Annotated in this window: 2 protein-coding genes; both read left to right on the top strand. The window is 69.0% G+C overall.

The features are described 5' to 3' along the window. On the top strand, positions 1-920 hold a 920-nt coding region (locus KHN96_RS22660), incomplete at its 5' end, for a recombinase family protein (RefSeq protein WP_211888744.1). Then, a complete protein-coding gene (locus tag KHN96_RS22655) occupies positions 917-1,384 on the top strand; it encodes a hypothetical protein (protein WP_115044377.1) in 468 nt (155 codons plus the stop codon). The genes KHN96_RS22660 and KHN96_RS22655, both read left to right, overlap by 4 nt. Positions 1,385-1,447: the final 63 nt, after the last annotated feature.

Genomic DNA, 1,447 nt, shown 5'->3' with positions numbered 1-1,447 from the left:
CCAAAGCGAAGGGCATGTGGATGGGCGGCATGCCGCCGCTCGGCTACGACGTCGTCGATCGCAAGCTCGTCGTCAACGAACGCGAGGCCGCTCTCGTGCGTGACATCTTCCGCCGCTATGCGGAGCACGGGTCTGCGGCGCGGCTGGTGCGAGAGATGGCAGTCGAGGGGCACACCACCAAGGCCTGGGTGACCCAAGGCGGGCGCCGGCGCACGGGCCGACCCATCGACCAGCAATACATCTTCGCGCTGCTGCGCAACCGCATCTACCTGGGCGAGATCCGCAACCACGGCACGTGGTATCCCGGCCAACACGAAGCCATCGTGCCGCAAGACCTGTGGGACGCCGCGCACGCTTTCATCGCGCGCCGCAAGCAGGCGCCGCGTGAACACCGGGCCCAACACCCGGCGCTGCTCGCGGGGCTGCTGTTCGCGCCCGACGGCCAGCGCATGCTGCACACCTTCGTCAAGAAAAAGAGCGGGCGCACCTACCGCTACTACGTCCCCTACCTGCACAAGCGTCGTAACGCGGGCGCGAGCCTGGCGCCGGACGCCCCGGACGTCGGCCATCTGCCCGCGGCCGAGATCGAGAACGCGGTGCTGACGCAGATCCACGCGGCGCTCTCGGCGCCGGAGGTGCTGATCGGCACCTGGCGGGCGTGCCAGCGCCACCCGGCCGGTGCTGCCCTCGATGAAGCGCAGGTGGTGGTGGCGATGCGGCGCATCGGCGATGTGTGGGCGCAGTTGTTTCCGGCCGAGCAGCAACGCATCGCGCGGCTGCTGATCGAGCGGGTGCAACTGCATGAGCACGGACTCGACATCCTCTGGCGCGAGGACGGCTGGCTGGGATTGGGGCCCGAGATCGGCGCGCATCCGCTGGTCGAGGAATCCAGCGCACAGACCGAGGAAACACCGGCATGAGCACCACGACGAACCCGCGCAAGCGCGCTATCCGCGTCGAGGTCGGAACCGATGCCCGCAGCTACGTCAGCGATGGCCAGCGCGTCACGCTGGTGCCGCTGACGATCAAGCGCCGCCAGAACCGCAAGCTCCTGATCCCGCCGACGCCCGAGTCCGCCGCTGCGACCGCGGGCGGCCTGGATGCGCCGATGATCAAGACGCTCGGCAAGGCCTTCTACTGGAAGCGGCTGCTCGAGGAGGGGCGCTATCCCACGACGACCGACCTGGCGCGCTCCCTGAAGTTGGAGCCCGGCTGGGTGGCCGAGGTGCTGCGCCTGACCCTCTTGGCCCCCGACATCGTCGAGGCCATCCTGGACGGACGCCAGCCCCGGCATCTGAATCTGCACACGCTGCGTGGCCGCCAAGACCTGCTGCCTCGCGACTGGGGCGAGCAGCGTCGGCTGCTGGGCTTTCCTTCAGCTTGAGACTGGCGCTCAGCTGGCGCAACAACTACCTCTGCCACGCTCCTGGATTGGTGGGCACGGCAC

Source organism: Ralstonia mannitolilytica (genome assembly GCF_905397375.1).
Classification (GTDB): Bacteria; Pseudomonadota; Gammaproteobacteria; order Burkholderiales; family Burkholderiaceae; genus Ralstonia; species Ralstonia mannitolilytica.
The sequence above is the reverse complement of the archived record's forward strand: the minus strand, read 5'-3'. Positions and strand labels throughout refer to the sequence as shown.